This window comes from Xanthomonas sp. NCPPB 1128 (assembly GCF_001043115.1).
Classification (GTDB): Bacteria; Pseudomonadota; Gammaproteobacteria; order Xanthomonadales; family Xanthomonadaceae; genus Xanthomonas_A.
Map to the genome: position 1 here is coordinate 33,784 of NZ_LFME01000004.1, position 14,490 is coordinate 48,273.

Annotated in this window: 14 protein-coding genes; 8 read left to right on the plus strand and 6 right to left on the minus strand. The window is 70.2% G+C overall.

What is annotated here, in order from left to right:
- Nucleotides 1-91 precede the first annotated feature (91 nt).
- Nucleotides 92-538 (minus strand): GatB/YqeY domain-containing protein, encoded by a 447-nt coding sequence (locus ACP93_RS04510; RefSeq protein WP_048489581.1) that lies wholly within the window; start codon nt 536-538, stop codon nt 92-94.
- A gap of 250 nt (nt 539-788) precedes the next feature.
- Nucleotides 789-1,004 (minus strand): 30S ribosomal protein S21, encoded by a 216-nt coding sequence (rpsU, locus tag ACP93_RS04515; protein WP_003465342.1) that lies wholly within the window; start codon nt 1,002-1,004, stop codon nt 789-791.
- A gap of 122 nt (nt 1,005-1,126) precedes the next feature.
- On the opposite strand from rpsU, the gene tsaD reads away from it, so the two are divergent.
- The 7 genes from tsaD to ACP93_RS04550 all read left to right on the plus strand — a co-directional run bounded on the left by tsaD (nt 1,127) and on the right by ACP93_RS04550 (nt 10,188).
- Nucleotides 1,127-2,212: a tRNA (adenosine(37)-N6)-threonylcarbamoyltransferase complex transferase subunit TsaD gene (gene tsaD, locus ACP93_RS04520; RefSeq protein ID WP_048489582.1), complete on the plus strand. Its 1,086-nt coding sequence runs from the start codon at nt 1,127-1,129 to the stop codon at nt 2,210-2,212.
- Between the two features lie 77 nt (nt 2,213-2,289).
- Entirely contained in the window at nt 2,290-2,643 is a 354-nt protein-coding gene (gene folB, locus ACP93_RS04525) for a dihydroneopterin aldolase (protein WP_048489583.1), read from the plus strand.
- Nucleotides 2,640-3,959, plus strand: coding sequence for a mechanosensitive ion channel family protein (locus tag ACP93_RS04530; RefSeq protein ID WP_048489584.1), 1,320 nt, complete (start codon nt 2,640-2,642; stop codon nt 3,957-3,959). The genes folB and ACP93_RS04530 overlap by 4 nt, the downstream gene beginning before the upstream one ends.
- Nucleotides 3,960-4,038: 79 nt before the next feature.
- A complete protein-coding gene (locus ACP93_RS04535) occupies nt 4,039-5,487 on the plus strand; it encodes a circularly permuted type 2 ATP-grasp protein (RefSeq protein WP_048489585.1) in 1,449 nt (482 codons plus the stop codon).
- Complete coding sequence (locus ACP93_RS04540) at nt 5,487-6,428, plus strand: alpha-E domain-containing protein (protein WP_048489586.1); 942 nt, start codon at nt 5,487-5,489, stop codon at nt 6,426-6,428. The genes ACP93_RS04535 and ACP93_RS04540 overlap by 1 nt, the downstream gene beginning before the upstream one ends.
- A gap of 254 nt (nt 6,429-6,682) precedes the next feature.
- Nucleotides 6,683-8,860, plus strand: a complete 2,178-nt coding sequence (locus ACP93_RS04545) for a glycoside hydrolase family 3 N-terminal domain-containing protein (protein WP_048489587.1) — start codon at nt 6,683-6,685, stop codon at nt 8,858-8,860.
- Between the two features lie 182 nt (nt 8,861-9,042).
- Nucleotides 9,043-10,188 (plus strand): PQQ-dependent sugar dehydrogenase, encoded by a 1,146-nt coding sequence (locus ACP93_RS04550; RefSeq protein ID WP_048489588.1) that lies wholly within the window; start codon nt 9,043-9,045, stop codon nt 10,186-10,188.
- Nucleotides 10,189-10,461: 273 nt separating this feature from the next.
- Here the strand turns inward: ACP93_RS04550 and ACP93_RS04555 are convergent, their stop codons facing one another.
- A complete protein-coding gene (locus ACP93_RS04555; protein WP_048489589.1) occupies nt 10,462-10,770 on the minus strand; it encodes a hypothetical protein in 309 nt (102 codons plus the stop codon).
- Between the two features lie 166 nt (nt 10,771-10,936).
- On the opposite strand from ACP93_RS04555, the gene ACP93_RS04560 reads away from it, so the two are divergent.
- On the plus strand, nt 10,937-11,440 hold the full coding sequence (locus ACP93_RS04560; protein ID WP_048489590.1) for a CcdC protein domain-containing protein: 504 nt from the start codon (nt 10,937-10,939) through the stop codon (nt 11,438-11,440).
- A 119-nt stretch (nt 11,441-11,559) separates the two neighbouring features.
- On the opposite strand, the gene ACP93_RS04565 is transcribed toward ACP93_RS04560, so the two are convergent.
- The 3 genes from ACP93_RS04565 to ACP93_RS04575 all read right to left on the minus strand — a co-directional run bounded on the left by ACP93_RS04565 (nt 11,560) and on the right by ACP93_RS04575 (nt 14,156).
- Entirely contained in the window at nt 11,560-12,057 is a 498-nt protein-coding gene (locus ACP93_RS04565; protein WP_048489591.1) for a hypothetical protein, read from the minus strand.
- A gap of 87 nt (nt 12,058-12,144) precedes the next feature.
- Nucleotides 12,145-13,440, minus strand: a complete 1,296-nt coding sequence (locus tag ACP93_RS04570) for an APC family permease (RefSeq protein ID WP_048489592.1) — start codon at nt 13,438-13,440, stop codon at nt 12,145-12,147.
- Nucleotides 13,437-14,156: a L,D-transpeptidase family protein gene (locus ACP93_RS04575; protein WP_048489698.1), complete on the minus strand. Its 720-nt coding sequence runs from the start codon at nt 14,154-14,156 to the stop codon at nt 13,437-13,439. The genes ACP93_RS04570 and ACP93_RS04575 overlap by 4 nt, the downstream gene beginning before the upstream one ends.
- Nucleotides 14,157-14,490 lie beyond the last annotated feature (334 nt).

Here is a 14,490-nt window from a genome sequence, read left to right on the forward strand (position 1 = left end):
GCACTGCGCGCTGAAGGAAGGGCGCGGGCTTGCCGGGCGTTGTAGCAGCCCGGCATCGAAAGGCGGGTGAAGCCCGCCGCCCGCCAGTCCGTCAGCCGGCCAACTGCTGCTTGACCAGCACCGAGACCTGGCCCATGTCGGCCTTGCCGGCCAGCATCGGCTTGAGCACGGCCATCAGCTTGCCCATGTCGGCCGGGCTGGCGGCGCCGGTCTGCGCCTTCGCCGCCTGGATCGCGGCGACGATCTCGGCCTCGCCCATCTTGCTCGGCAGGTAGCGCTCGATCACCACGATCTCCTCGCGCTCCACCTGGGCCAGGTCGTCGCGGCCGGCGGCCTCGTACTGGGTCACCGAGTCCTTGCGCTGCTTGACCATCTTGTCCATCACCGCGATCACCGCGGCGTCGTCCATCTCCACGCGCTCGTCCACTTCCTTCTGCTTGATCGCGGCGTTGATCAGCCGGATCACGCCCAGGCTGTGCTTGTCGCCGGACTTCATCGCGGCCTTCATGTCGTCGGTGAGCTGCTGCTTGAGGGTCATGAGGGGCTCCACAGGGATAGAGAAAAGGGGAAGGGCATTCTAGGTAGGCGCGCTGGCGCTGGCCGTTGTGGCCGAGACGGCACGGGAGCGCCGAGAGAACAGGGACGGGACCAAGACCCTGCGCGAGGCAGCGTGCAGGGTCAAAACAGCGGACGCACAAAAAGCCGGCGACGCTTGCGCGTGCCGGCTTCGTGGGCTTACCGTAGCGGATGCCGAAACCGGCACACCCCGCTACCGCAGGCCGCGATCCTCAGTACAGACGCTGGCGCTTGGTGACGTCGCGCGAGGTGCGACGCAGCTGGCGCTTCACCGCGGCAGCGGCCTTGCGCTTGCGTTCCTGGGTCGGCTTTTCGTAGAACTCGCGCTTGCGGGTTTCGGCCAGCACGCCGGCCTTTTCGCAGGTGCGCTTGAAGCGACGGAGCGCAAACTCGAAGGGCTCGTTCTCGCGGACTTTAACGCTGGGCATGGAATCTCCGGGACACAATGGTGACCGGGTCACGCCCGGCGAGCCGCACATTATAGCGACAGTTTCCGCGGCTGCAAGCACCCCGTTTGGCCTGCCGCCGATTCGGCCGCACAATGCAGCGTATGAACGTTCTCGGCATCGAATCCAGTTGCGACGAAACCGGCGTCGCCGTCTACGACACCAGCCGCTCCGGGGCGGCCGCGCTGCGCGCCCACGCGCTGTACAGCCAGATCGCCCTGCACGCCGAGTACGGCGGGGTGGTGCCGGAGCTGGCCAGCCGCGACCACGTGCGCAAGCTGCTGCCGCTGATCCGCCAGACCCTGTCCGAGGCCGGCCTGCGGGTGCGCGACCTGGACGGGGTGGCCTACACCGCCGGCCCGGGCCTGGTCGGCGCGCTGCTGGTCGGCGCCGGCGTGGCCCGCGCCCTGGCCTGGGCGCTGGAGGTGCCGGCGATCGGCGTGCATCACATGGAGGGCCACCTGCTGGCGCCGCTGATGGAGGATCCGGACCCGGTGCACGGCGCGCCTGCGCCGCCGTTCGTGGCGCTGCTGGTCTCCGGCGGCCACACCCAGTTGATCGCGGTGGAGGCCATCGGCCGCTATCGCCTGCTCGGCGAGACCCTGGACGACGCCGCCGGCGAGGCCTTCGACAAGACCGCCAAGCTGATGGGGCTGCCGTATCCGGGCGGCCCGCAGCTGGCGGCGCTGGCCACGCAGGGCACCTCGGGGCGGTTCCGCTTCGCCCGGCCGATGACCGACCGGCCCGGCCTGGACTTCAGCTTTTCCGGCCTCAAGACCCAGGTGCTGCTGGCCTGGCGCGACAGCGACCAGTCCGACGCGGTACGCGCCGATATCGCCCGCGGCTTCGAGGATGCGGTGGTGGACACACTGGCGATCAAGTGCGAGCGCGCGCTGGAGGCGGCCGGCAGCGACACCATCGTGGTGGCCGGCGGCGTCGGCGCCAACCTGCGCCTGCGCGCCAGGCTGCAGGCGATGGCGCAGGCCCGCGGCGGCTGTGCCTGCTTCCCGCGCCCGGCGCTGTGCACCGACAACGGCGCGATGATCGCCTTCGCCGGCGCCCTGCGCCTGCAGGCCGGGCTGCACGACGCCACGTCCGCGGTGCAGGTGACGCCGCGCTGGGATATGGCGGCGCTGCCGCCGCTTGCGGCGGCAGCGCGGGATTCGGGAGTGGGGATTGGGGATTCGTAACGCGGCTCCGCTGCTGCCTCTGCTTTTGCCTTTGCTCTTACCATTCCCGAATCCCCATTCCCCAATCCCGGCTCCTCATGGATAAAGTCTTCATCGAAGGTCTGGAAATCGACGCGCTGATCGGCATCTACGATTGGGAGCGGCGGATCCGGCAGACGCTGCGCTTCGATCTGGAAATGGGCTTCGACAACCGCAAGCCCGCGGCCAGCGACGACATCGCCGATACGCTCAACTACAAGGCGGTGAGCAAGCGCCTGGTGGAGCTGGTCGAGCAGTCCGGCTACGGGCTGGTCGAGACGCTGGCCGAGCGGTGCGCGGCGGCGGTGCTGGACGAGTTCGACGTGCAGTGGTTGCGGCTGAAGCTGAGCAAGCCGGGCGCGGTGCGCGGGGCGCAGGCGGTGGGGGTCATCATCGAGCGCCGCCGCGCATGACGGTGCAGGCGTTGCCGCCGTTCGCCAGCGCCGCGTTGACGGCAGCGCCCGGCGCGAATTTCTTCGCCGACCTGCAGCGCACCCTGGCACCGTATCCCTGGGCCTACGACGCGATGGTGATCGTGGCGCTGCTGCTGGCGGCGTGGCTGGCCAACTGGGTGACCAAGCGCATCCTGCTGCGCGGGCTGCGACGCGCGCTGCGCGCCACCGTGCTCAGCGACAAGGAAGTGAAGCTGAGCGTGATCCCGCGCTTGGCCAACGTGATCCCGGCGCTGGTGCTGTCGCTGGGCATCGGCGCGGTGCCGCACCTGCCGGTGGCGATGGTCAGCGTGGTGCGCAACGTCTGCGCCGCCTTCATCGTGCTGACCGTGGCGCTGGCGGTGTCGCGCGTGCTGGATCTGCTCAACCACGTCTACGAGCGGCGCCCGGACGCGCACAACAAGCCGATCAAGGGCTACATGCAGTTGCTCAAGATCGTGCTCGGCGTGGTCGCCGCGGTGCTGATGGTGTCGGTGCTGGTCGACAAGTCGCCGGTGATCCTGCTGTCGGGCGTGGGCGCGATGATGGCGGTGCTGATCCTGGTGTTCCAGGACACGCTGCTGTCGCTGGTGGCCAGCGTCACCATCAGTTCCAACGACATGGTCCGCGTCGGCGACTGGATCGAGATGCCGCAGCAGAACGCCGACGGCGACGTGATCGACATCGCGCTGCATACGGTCAAGGTCCAGAACTGGGACAAGACCATCACCACCATCCCGACCAAGAAGCTGATCAGCGACTCGTTCAAGAACTGGCGCGGGATGAGCGAGGCCGGCGGGCGCCGGATCAAGCGCGCGCTGTATCTGGACCAGCACAGCGTGCGCTTCCTCGACGCCGCCGAGATCGAGCAGATGCGGCAGTTGACGGTGCTGCGCGAGTACATCGATCGCAAGCGCACCGAACTCGACGCGTGGAACGGGGCGCTGGCCGAGCGCGGGGTGGCGCCGATCAATGGCCGCCGGATCACCAATCTCGGCACCTTCCGCGCCTACGTCGAGCACTACCTGCGCGCCAGCCCGCACGTGCGCCAGGACATGACCCTGCTGGTACGGCAACTGGAGCCCGGCGCCAACGGCCTGCCGCTGGAACTGTACTGCTTCGCCAACGACACCCGCTGGGCGATGTACGAGCAGATCCAGGCGGACCTGTTCGACCACCTGCTGGCGATCCTGCCCAATTTCGACCTGCGCGTGTTCCAGGCCTCCAGCGACGCGATGTTCATGGACAGCGCGCGCATCCGCCGCGCCCCGGACGCCGTGCCGCCGCCGGCGACTTGACGGCCGTCACGTCTGCGGGCATGTTGCGGGACAACATGCCGGCGCCTCTCGCCGCCGGCCCGCAGCAACAAGGGGCGCGATGGACTGGAGCAAGTACCGCACGGCCACCTTCGACGAGCTGATCCAGTCCGACGGGCAGCCACGTCCAGCCGCGCGCCGGGTCATCGAGTACCTGTCCAGCCTCAGTGGACGCGAATTGTCCGAACGCCAGCTCGCCGCCGACGTCGCCGCGCGGGTCATGGGCATCACCTTCACCGTCTACTCCGACGGCCGCAACGTCGACCGCACGCTGCCGTTCGACCTGATCCCGCGGGTGATCCCGCTGCACGAGTGGCAGCGCACCGAGGCCGGGCTGAAGCAGCGCATGCGCGCACTCAACCTGTTCATCGGCGACATCTACGGCGCCCAGCGCATCGTCAAGGACAAGGTGTTCCCGGCGATGCTGCTGGAGCACTCGGTGAACTTCCGCCCGCAGTGCGTGGGCATCACCCCGGCGCTGGGGGTGTGGGCGCACGTGTGCGGCTCGGACCTGGTGCGCGACGCCGACGGCACCCTGTACGCGCTGGAGGACAACCTGCGCATCCCCAGCGGCGTGTCGTACATGCTCGAGAACCGCATGGTCGCCAAGCGGGTGTTCCCCGAACTGTTCGAGACCAGCGCGATCCTGCCGGTGGACGACTACCCGGCGCAGCTCTACGACACCCTGGCCGCGCTGTCGCCGCGCCCGGGCGATCAGCCTGTGATCGCGCTGCTGACCCCGGGCATCTTCAACAGCGCCTACTTCGAACACGCCTACCTGGCACAGGCGATGGGCATCGAACTGGTCGAGGGCGACGACCTGTTCGTGGCCGACGACGACTGCACCTACATGCGCACGGTGTACGGGCCGCGCCGGGTCGACGTGATCTACCGCCGGGTCGACGACCTGTTCCTGGATCCGGAGGCGTTCCGCGCCGATTCGGTGCTGGGCGTGGCTGGGCTGATCCGCAGCTGGCGCGCCGGCAAGGTGGCGCTGGCCAATGCGCCGGGCGCCGGCGTGGCCGACGACAAGGTGGTGTTCGCCTACGTGCCGAAGATGATCCGCTACTACCTGGACGAGGAGCCGATCCTGCCCAACGTGCCCAGCTACCTGTGCCACGACGACACCGACCGCCAGTACGTGCTCGAGCACCTGGACGAGCTGGTGGTGAAGCCGGCCAACGAGTCCGGCGGCTACGGCATGCTGATCGGCCCGCGCTCGACCACGCGCCAGCGCGAGCAGTTCCGCAAGCTGATCCTGGCCGATCCGCGCAACTACATGGCGCAGCCGACCCTGGGCCTGTCCACCGCGCCGATCGTGACCGAGGCCGGGCCGGCGCCGCGGCACCTGGACCTGCGCCCGTTCATCCTGTCCCGCGATGACGTCTACGTCACCACCGGCGGGCTGACCCGGGTGGCGATGGAGGAGGGCTCGCTGGTGGTCAATTCCTCGCAGGGCGGCGGCGCCAAGGACACCTGGGTGGTGGATCTGGACGAGGAACTGGACTGATGCTCTCGCGCGTTGCCGACAACCTCTATTGGTTCAGCCGCTACGTGCGCCGTGCCGAGACCACCGCGCGGCTGGTCGGGGTGGGCAGCCTGCTGCAGCTGGACCTGCCGCGCTCGGTGCGCTTCGCCTGGCGGCCGATGATCGACACGGTCGGCGCTGGCGAGATCTTCGCGCTGTGGTTCCCGAATGCCGGTGACGACGTCGGCGACACCGACGTGGTGCGCTTCCTGCTGCTGGACGAGCGCAACCCGTCCTCGCTGCGCAGCTCGGTGCGCTACGCCCGCGAACTGCTGCGCAGCATCCGCGACACCCTGCCGCAGGAGATCTGGGAAGCGGTCAACGACCTGCACCTGCATATCGACGCCAACGGCGAGCGCAGCGTCGGCCGCCGCTACCGCATGGAGTTCCTGTCCCACGTCACCGACGCCTGCCTGAAGGTGTCCGGGCTGCTGACTGCCAACGTCAGCCGCGACATCGGCTTCCAGTTCCTGCGCCTGGGCACCGCGATCGAGCAGGCCGACATGACTACGCGCATCATCGATGCCGGCGCCTCGGGCCTGATCACCCCGCGCCAGGCCGACGACCGCGAGGCCTACCAGGCCATGCAGTGGATGAGCGTGCTGCGCGCGCAGGCCGCCTACCAGATGTACCGCCGGCACGTGCGGCAGCGCGTCACCGGCGAGCAGGCGCTGCGCTTCCTGCTGCAGAACAACGATTTCCCGCGCAGCGTGCAGTTCTGCCTGGTCCGCGCCCAGCACATCCTGCCGACCATGCCGCCGCGGCCGCCGGTGGAGCGCGCACTGATGCGCATCAGCGGGTTGGTGCGCAATGCCGACCCGGCCTACCTGGCCCAGCACAACCCGGCCGGGTTCATGGACGAGATCCAGACCCACCTCGGCCACCTGCACAGCGCCATCGCCGAGGCCTACTTCAGCTCCTGAGCCGCCGCAGGCACCGCCTTGGCTGTGGCCGGCGGTCGCGGCGCGGCGCCTGGTGCGCCGGGGTCACCCCTGCCGAGTCCCGCCGTCGCCCCCCTAGGCGGCGTACGTCCGCAGGCGTATGGTGCGCGGCGGCTTGGCCGCCCCCGGTCCGTAGACAGTTTTCTGAATAGGCGATTCTGGCGCCGGAACTTGCCCCATCGACTGGCCGCAGAGCTAGAATTGGCGGCTATGTAAACGTTTTCTCAAAGGACCCCATGGCTTCGGATCGTATCGAATCGCTCATCGCCCGCATGACCGTCGAGGAGAAGGTCGGCCAGCTCGGCGTTTTCGCCGACATGGTGCGCCCGTTCGCCCCCGACGTGAATCCGGAAGCCAACGTCCGCAATGCCGACGAGGTGCTGCAGCAGGTGCGCGCCGGCCGGGTCGGCTCGCTGTTCAACGGCGTCGGCGCGGAGCTGGGGCGGCGCATCCAGCAGGTGGCGCTGGAGGAGAGCCGGCTGGGGATCCCGGTGATCCTGGCCGCGGACGTGATCCACGGCATGCGCACGGTGTTCCCGATCCCGCTGGGCGAGGCCGCCAGCTTCGAGCCGGAGCTGGCCGAGCGCACCGCGCGCGCCACTGCGGTCGAGGCCACCGCCGCCGGCATCCACTGGACCTACGCGCCAGCGGTGGACATCGCCCGCGACCAGCGCTGGGGCCGCGGCGCCGAGGGCGCCGGCGAGGACGTGGTGCTGGGCTGCGCCTTCGCCGCCGCGCGCGTGCGCGGCTTCCACGGGCCGGACCTGCGTGCCGACGATGCATTGCTGGCCACGCCCAAGCACTTCGCCGCCTACGGCGCGGTCGCCGCCGGCATGGAGTACGCCAGCGTCGACATCGCCCCGCAGACCTTGCGCGACGTGCACCTGCCGCCGTTCCAGGCCGCCCTCGGCGCCGGCGCGCTGAGCGTGATGACCTCCTTCAACGACATCAACGGCGTGCCGGCCAGCGCCAACCACGAGCTGCTGACCGAGATCCTGCGCGGCGAATGGAAATTCCCCGGCGTGGTGATCTCCGACTACACCGCCGACATGGAGCTGATCGCGCACGGCTATGCCGCCGACGAGCGCGACGCGACCAAGAAGGCGTTCCTGGCCGGCATGGACATGAGCATGCAGAGCGGCTTCTACGCCGCGCACCTGCCGTCGCTGGTGGAGGACGGCGAGGTGCCGATGGCGCTGCTGGATGCTTCGGTGCGCCGCGTGCTGGAACTGAAGGAGGCGATCGGCCTGCTCGACGATCCGTACCGTTCGCTGGATCCGGCACGTGAAGCCGACCCGTCGCACATCGCCGCGCACGATGCGCTGGCGCGCGACGCGGCGCGGCGTTCGATCGTGCTGCTGAAGAACGACGGCCCGGTGCTGCCGCTGCGCAAGCAGGGGCAGAAGATCGCGCTGATCGGCCCGTTCGTGCAGGACCGCGACAACATCGAGGGCTGCTGGACCCTGTTCGGCGACAAGACCCGCTACGTGACCCTGGAGGCCGGCGTGCGCGCCGCGCTGGACGACGCGCAGGCGCTGACCGTGGTGCCGGGCTGCGCGCTGGAAGCGCCGCTGGACGGCGGCATCGAAGCGGCAGTGGCCGCCGCGCGCGCCGCCGACGTGGTGGTGCTGGCGCTGGGCGAGCCGCAGCGCTACAGCGGCGAGGCGCAGTCGCGCACGCAGATCGTGCTGCCGCCGGCGCAGCAGGCGCTGGCCGAGGCGGTCGCCGCCACCGGCACGCCGCTGGTGGTGCTGCTGCGCAACGGCCGCGCGCTGGCGCTGCAGGGCGCGGTGCGCGACGCCGCGGCGATCGCGGTGACCTGGTACCTGGGCACGCAGACCGGCCCGGCGGTGGCCGACGTGCTGTTCGGCGACTACAACCCGTCCGCGCGCCTGCCGGTGAGTTTCCCGCTGGATGCCGGGCAGCAGCCGTACTTCTACAACCACCCGCGCACCGGCCGGCCGGAACTGCCGACGATGAGCGAGTTCAAGTCGCGCTGGCGCGAGGTGCCGAACGCGCCGCTGTATCCGTTCGGCCATGGCCTCGGCTACACGCAGTTCGCCTACGGCACGCCGCAGCTCGACCGCACCCAGGTCGGCTGGGACGACACCCTGACCGTGACCGCGCGCATCGACAACATCGGCGAGCGCGAGGGCGAGGAAGTGGTGCAGCTGTACATCCACGACCGCGTCGCCAGCCGGGTGCGCCCGGTGCGCGAGCTGAAGGCATTCCGCAAGGTGCGGTTGGCGGCAGGCGAGGGCATGGAGGTCAGTTTCACTCTCGACCGCCACGCGCTGGCCTTCACCGGCCGCGACGGGCAGTGCACGGCCGAGCCGGGCCTGTTCGACCTGTGGGTGTGCGCGTCCTCGGCCAGCGGCGAGCCGGTCGCCTTCGAGCTGCTGCCGCAGGGCTGATCGCCGCGGCGCGGCAGTGCGGCAAGGCCTGCCGCCGCCGGTCGATGGAGGTGAATACGCGACGTGTCTACCGGACCCGTCGCCGTGACGTGACCGCGGCCACGCCCTTGGCCGCGGCATGCTTGCCGTGCACGCGGGGTCTGCTAGGTTCGGGATTCGACCCCAACCGATAGGTGCACGTCATGCAACGTACTCCCCTGGGTTTGGCTTGCGCGCTGGCCATGGGCCTGGCGATGTCTGCGGCACAGGCCGCGCCCGCCGACAAAGCCGCCGAGCGGCGCGGCGACTGGCCGTTCTCGGCGACACCGGTCGCCAGCTTCAACGAACCGTGGGCGATGAGCTTCCTGCCCGACGGCACCGCCCTGGTCAGCGAGAAGGGCGGCACGCTCAAGCGCATCGACCCGGTCAGCGGCCACACCGGCGCGGTCAGCGGCGTACCCACCGTGGCGTATGGCGGCCAGGGTGGCCTCGGCGACGTGCTGCCGCATCCGGGCTTCGCCAAGAACGGCTGGGTCTACCTGAGCTACGCCGAACCCGGCAGCGGTGACACCCGCGGCGCGGCGGTGATGCGCGCCAAGCTGACCCTGGACGCCAATGGTGGTGGCACCTTGTCGCAGCAGCAGGTGATCTGGAGGCAGCAGCCCAAGGTGTCCGGCAACGGCCACTTCGGCCACCGGCTGGCGTTCGGCCCGGACGGCAAGCTGTGGATCAGTTCCAGCGAGCGGCAGAAGTTCGATCCGGCGCAGGACATGAGCGGCAACCTGGGCAAGATCGTACGCCTCAACGACGACGGCAGCGTGCCGGCCGACAATCCGTTCGCCAACCGCGGCGGCGTCGCCGCGCAGGTGTGGTCGCTGGGCCACCGCAACGTGCTCGGCCTGGCCTTCGACGCCAACGGCCGGCTGTGGGAACACGAGATGGGTCCGGCCGGCGGCGACGAATTGAACCTGATCCAGCGCGGCGCCAACTATGGCTATCCGATCGTGTCCAACGGCGACCATTACGACGGGCGCCCGATCCCCGATCACAGCACGCGCCCGGAATTCGCCGCGCCCAAGGTGAGCTGGACGCCGGTGATCTCGCCGGCCGGCTTCGTCATCTACAACGGCAGCCGCTTCCCGCAATGGCGCGGCAACGGCTTCATCGGCGGGCTGTCGTCGCAGTCGCTGGTGCGGATCGAGTTCAACGGCGAGACCGCACGCGAGGCGGCGCGCTACGACATGGGCAAGCGCATCCGCGAAGTGGAGCAGGGGCCGGATGGCGCGCTTTGGCTGCTGGAGGATGGCGCGGGTGGACGGTTGCTGAAGTTGCAGCCGCTGGAGAGCTGAGGAGCGCGCCCGGCAGCGGCGGTTGCGCCGCTGTCGGGTGAGAGCGGCATGGGGCTTGCGCGCCTACCGGTGCGTCGGCGCGGGCGGGCGGTGGACATGCCCGTGCTGCCATCGTGGGAGCGGCTTCAGCCGCGATGGGCTTTTCCGGAAAAGCCCATCGCGGCTGAAGCCGCTCCTACATGTTCCGATAGCGCGCACCTGTGTCGGATGGCGGGCAAGCCCACCATCCGTCGACCATGTGCTCCCGCTATCGGGCGACGTGGCGCGCCCGCCTTATTCGCCGTTGCCAGCGCGCTCCCAGGCGCGGCGCACCGCGTGGCGCGCCTTGCTCCAGCTCAGCGTCTGCGAACCCTTGTTGTTGTCCCAGTCGCGGTGCAGTTCCGCTTCCACCTGCTCGTAGGCGCGGTTGAAGTCGCGGATGCGCGCCTCGTGGCCGGCGTGGTAGGCGGGCTCGTAGTCTTCGAATCGCTCGCCCTCGCTGTAGTAGGGCTCGTCGGCGAAGCGATCGCGCCAGTATTGCGAGACGCTATCGCGGTCGTTGTCGTTGGGGGCGCGGCCGGGAATCTGATACGGAACGCTCATCGTGGGTCTCCGTTGCGATGAATGCGCTCCACGCTAGCCATGCGGGCGTTAAACCGACCCCTGCGCGGCGTGATCGCGATATGAAACATTCATGCCTTCTGGCAGGCTGCGCCGACGCCCCGGGTGGCTTACGATCCGCCGCTACGCCCCCTCTCCGGCAGACCTCATGGCCGCCAACGGCATCGCCTTGTTGACCCCGTACCTGGCCACGGCCGGCGTCGGCTGGCTGTACTACCGGCGCATCCGCCGCTACTTCGGCCGCCAGCCCTGGCAGCCGCGACGTACCGGCTTGCGGCTGGGGTTCCTGCTGCTGGTTGCGGCCTTGCTGACCTGGCTGGCCGCGCAGCTGCCCGCCGTGCGCCTGGGCATGGGGCTGGGCGCGCTGGGCGGCGCCGCGCTGGGCGCCTTCGCCCTGCACCACACGCGCATCGAGCTACAGGATGGCGCGCGCTGGTACACGCCCAATCCGTGGATCGGCGCCGCGCTGAGCGTGCTGCTGCTCGGGCGCCTGGCCTGGCGCTGGGCCAGTGGCGCCTTCGCCGGCGGCAGCGCGGAGACCCTGCAGAACGCCAGCCCGCTGACCATGAGCATCGCCGCGGCGCTGATCGCGTATGGGCTGGTGTACGCCGCGGGCATGTTGGTGCGCATGCGGACGCTGACGCGGGCCTGATAGGCGGCACGCCCGTCGACGACGACGCGGTGGCGGTCGTCTCGGGGGCTTCAGGCCGCGCAAGCAGTCCAGCGGCAATAGCGAACTCTCGCGCAACGCGCCCAGCTGCTGGCGTGATGTCAGTGCGCGGCAGCCGCCGCTTCGTAAGGCAAGGCCGTCGTGCCGGCCGCGCGCAACGGCGCATCGGCGGCGTCCAACTGTTCGGGTTCGCCTTCGATCACCACCAGGATGCGGCCGGCTTCGATCTCCTCTTCGAAATTGCGCCGCACCGGATCCGGCACGGTGGACCCGACCAGGGCCGAGGACCAACTGCCGACCAGCGCCCCGGCGATCGCCATCACCCCGGCACCGGCCAGGGTGATGCCGAGCGGCGGCACCGCGATCGCCGCCAGCCCGGCCAGCAGCCCGGCAGCACCGCCGCCGAGGGCGCCACGTGCGGCGGCCGGCACGGTGTCGGTCTTGCCTTCCTTGCGATCGTCGGGGATGGCCTCCAGCTCGATGTCGCCACGCGCGACCAGCGACAGGTCGTCGTTGTCGAGGCCGGCGCTGCGCGCGGCCTGCAGCGCACGGGTGGCGGTGGGCAGATCCGGAGCGCTGTAGACGCGGCGTCGTTTCATGGCGGGCGACCCTTGCTGGCAGGCGTCCAGCGTCCGGGCGCCGCGGTTATCCGCGCGTGACCTGCGCGCAAGGCGGCGTGAAGGCGTTCACGCCGCATCCTTGCGCGGGAACCGATAGAACAGCGCGCCGACCAGCAACGCCACGCCCGCGGCGGCCAGGTTCTGCCAACTGGCGCTGAACAGCAGCGCCAACGCCAGCAACAGCGCCGCCAACGGAATCAGCGGCCCGCCCGGCAACCGCAGCGCGCCGGGACGGTCGCGGTAGCGCCGTGCCAGCACCAGCACCGCGGCGGCGGTGCCGATGTAGGCGAACAGGCGGGTGACCATCGACAGCAGCGCCAGTTGCACGAACGAGCCGGACAGCGCCAACGCCAGCGACAGCACGCCCTGCAGCAGGATCGCCGCGGCCGGCGTGCGGAAGCGCGGGTGCACCCGCGCCAGGAATGCCGGGCCATAGCCGTCCTTGGCCAGCGCGAACAGGAAGCGCGGCCCCAGCATCACCGTGTTGCTGGTGGTGCCGAGGATGGAGATGGTGGCGCCGACGGTGAGGATCAGCGCCAGCGCCTCACCGCCGAAGCCGCTGGCGGCATCGGCCAGCGGCGTGGCCGATTGCGCCACGTTGGGCAGGGTGCCCTGCGCCACCACCTGCACCGCGGCGTAGATCAGGGTGACGGTGACGATCATGGTGATCAGCGCGAACGGCACGTCGCGGCGCGGGTTGCTGTATTCGCCGGCGGCGGCCGGGATGTTCTCGAAGCCGGCGTAGGCGAACAGCAACAGCAACGCCGCCTCGCCGAGGTTGCCGACATCGCGCGGGTCCGGAGTCTTGCCGGAGAACGCCCACGACCAGTCCACGTAGAACACGCCGATGGCCACGAACAGCAGCAGCGGCACCAGCTTGCCGATCACCAGCGCCACGCCGGTGCGCGCGGCCGACTTCACCCCGATCACGTTGATCGCGGTGAGCAGGCCGAGCGAGCCGACCACGATGCCCAGGCGCGCGCCGCCGCCGGACGCGGCCGGCCAGAAGCGCACCACCGCATCGGCCAGGCCGTTGCTCAGCGCCGCCGCCGAACTGATCCGGGTCAGCCAGATCATCCAGCCGATCTCGAAGCCGGCGAAGCGGCCGAACGCCTCGCGCGCGTACAGATAGCTGCCGCCGGGTTCGTCGAAGTAGCTGGCCGCCTGCGCGTAGCACAGCACCAGCAGCGCCACCGCCACACCGGCCAGCAGCACTGCCCACAGGCTCAGCGGCCCGAGCAGGGCGGCGGTGGCAGCGGGCAGCAGATAGATGCCGCTGCCGATCACGTCGTTGATCGACAGCCCGACGATCTGCCAGCGGCTGACCGCACGCACCAGCCCGGGTTGCGGCGTCTCGCTCACGGTGCCGGCTCCACGGCCGGCAATGCCCAGTCGGCCCGCAGGCGCTGGTAGTCACTGCGCGGCAGCAGCACGAACAGCGGCGCCGCCGACGGCCGCAGCCATGCCAGCAGCCGCTGCATGTCGGCCGGCTGCATCGCGGTGCAGCCCGCGGTCGGGGCGCCCGGGGCGCGCCACAGGTGGGCGAAGATGCAGCTGCCGGCGCCGGGCGTGGCCTGCGCGTTGTGCTGGATCACGAAGCCTTCGCGGTAGCGCTGGTCGCCTTCGTGTTGGAGATCCAGGCGCATCGGTTCGGTGGACCCGGCGACCGCGGCGCTGCCGACCTCCTTGGCATCGACGATGCGGTTGTACAGCGGCGAGTCCGGCACGTCGATGCAATAGCTGCTCGCCTGCATCGCCTGGTAGGGCATGGCGCTGTCGATGCGCGGTGCATAGCCGAACGCCTCGCCGATGGTGAACACTCCAGCGGGGCTGCGGCCATCGCCTTCGCGCTTCTGCGGGCCGTCGCCTTGCGCCGGATGCAGGCCCAGGCCCCAGGCGCTGCCGTGACTGCCAAGACTCACGTCGAAGGCCTTGCCATGCGCGCGCCAGCCCTGCGCATCGCGTTCGAATGCCTGCAACGTGCCCTGCGGGCTGTCCCAATCCGGCGCCAGCACCAGGATCAGCTGTTGCGCGCGCTGCAGCGCGGGCACGGCACCGGTGTCGGTGTCGGCGGCCATGCTGGGCGCGGCGATCAGGGCGCACAGCAGCGCCAGGCCGATGCGCCAGGCGCGACGGCGGCCGGTGTGCGCTGACGCGGCAGGGGACCGATGGAGCAGGGGCATGGGGATCTCCGGTGGCGGCATGGCGCAATCGACGCGCCGTGGGTGAACGGTAGCGCAGTTGCAAGGTGGATGGCGCGGGCTGATGCGGCGGGCTTGTCGACGACTCGACTGATGCCGTGGATGACGGGTGGTGCATGGGCTTTTGACGCGTGGGCGGCGGTATGGGTGTTGTGTCGTGGGTACTTGTTCGGAACTCACGCAAGCTGATCCTTGCCGCTGCCGCTGCCGC

Excerpts from the sequence above, each read along its gene's own strand:
- ACP93_RS04565 (WP_048489591.1), bottom strand. The coding sequence starts at position 12,057 with ATGAAACGACGCCGCGTCTACAGCGCTCCGGATCTGCCCACCGCCACC.
- rpsU (WP_003465342.1), bottom strand. The coding sequence starts at position 1,004 with ATGCCCAGCGTTAAAGTCCGCGAGAACGAGCCCTTCGAGTTTGCGCTC.
- ACP93_RS04560 (WP_048489590.1), top strand. The coding sequence starts at position 10,937 with ATGGCCGCCAACGGCATCGCCTTGTTGACCCCGTACCTGGCCACGGCC.
- ACP93_RS04545 (WP_048489587.1), top strand. The coding sequence starts at position 6,683 with ATGGCTTCGGATCGTATCGAATCGCTCATCGCCCGCATGACCGTCGAG.
- ACP93_RS04550 (WP_048489588.1), top strand. The coding sequence starts at position 9,043 with ATGCAACGTACTCCCCTGGGTTTGGCTTGCGCGCTGGCCATGGGCCTG.
- ACP93_RS04555 (WP_048489589.1), bottom strand. The coding sequence starts at position 10,770 with ATGAGCGTTCCGTATCAGATTCCCGGCCGCGCCCCCAACGACAACGAC.
- folB (WP_048489583.1), top strand. The coding sequence starts at position 2,290 with ATGGATAAAGTCTTCATCGAAGGTCTGGAAATCGACGCGCTGATCGGC.
- tsaD (WP_048489582.1), top strand. The coding sequence starts at position 1,127 with ATGAACGTTCTCGGCATCGAATCCAGTTGCGACGAAACCGGCGTCGCC.
- ACP93_RS04540 (WP_048489586.1), top strand. The coding sequence starts at position 5,487 with ATGCTCTCGCGCGTTGCCGACAACCTCTATTGGTTCAGCCGCTACGTG.
- ACP93_RS04535 (WP_048489585.1), top strand. The coding sequence starts at position 4,039 with ATGGACTGGAGCAAGTACCGCACGGCCACCTTCGACGAGCTGATCCAG.
- ACP93_RS04510 (WP_048489581.1), bottom strand. The coding sequence starts at position 538 with ATGACCCTCAAGCAGCAGCTCACCGACGACATGAAGGCCGCGATGAAG.
- ACP93_RS04530 (WP_048489584.1), top strand. The coding sequence starts at position 2,640 with ATGACGGTGCAGGCGTTGCCGCCGTTCGCCAGCGCCGCGTTGACGGCA.
- ACP93_RS04575 (WP_048489698.1), bottom strand. The coding sequence starts at position 14,156 with ATGGCCGCCGACACCGACACCGGTGCCGTGCCCGCGCTGCAGCGCGCG.